Origin of the sequence: Pseudomonas sp. 43(2021) (genome assembly GCF_017490805.1) — a bacterium.
In the GTDB taxonomy this organism is placed as follows: domain Bacteria; phylum Pseudomonadota; class Gammaproteobacteria; order Pseudomonadales; family Pseudomonadaceae; genus Aquipseudomonas.
In genome coordinates this window covers 1-517 of record NZ_JAFGYJ010000271.1, presented here as the reverse complement: position 1 = coordinate 517, position 517 = coordinate 1, and the positions used below count along the sequence as shown (strand labels likewise).

General features: G+C 52.4%; 1 pseudogene. It reads left to right on the top strand.

The window, feature by feature from the left end:
* Window positions 1-517 (top strand): annotated as a pseudogene (locus J5M71_RS27155) (thiamine pyrophosphate-dependent enzyme); the annotation flags it as partial.

Genomic DNA, 517 nt, shown 5'->3' with positions numbered 1-517 from the left:
CCGTATACCACCGATGCCAACGGTCGTGGGCCGGCATGGGCGAACTCTCTATTTGAAGATAATGCCGAATTTGGCCTTGGTTTCCGCCTGACGGTCGATCAACACCGTGTCCGCGTGCTGCGTCTGCTGGATCAATTTGCCGATAAAATCCCGGCGGAATTACTGACGGCGTTGAAATCAGACGCCACGCCAGAGGTTCGTCGTGAACAGGTTGCAGCTTTACGCCAGCAACTCAACGATGTTGCCGAAGCACATGAACTGCTACGTGATGCAGATGCACTGGTGGAAAAATCAATCTGGCTGATTGGTGGTGATGGCTGGGCTTACGATATCGGCTTTGGCGGTCTGGATCATGTATTGAGTTTGACGGAAAACGTCAACATTCTGGTGCTGGATACGCAATGCTATTCCAACACCGGTGGTCAGGCGTCGAAAGCGACACCGCTGGGTGCAGTAACTAAATTTGGCGAGCACGGCAAACGTAAAGCGCGTAAAGATCTTGGCGTCAGTATGATGA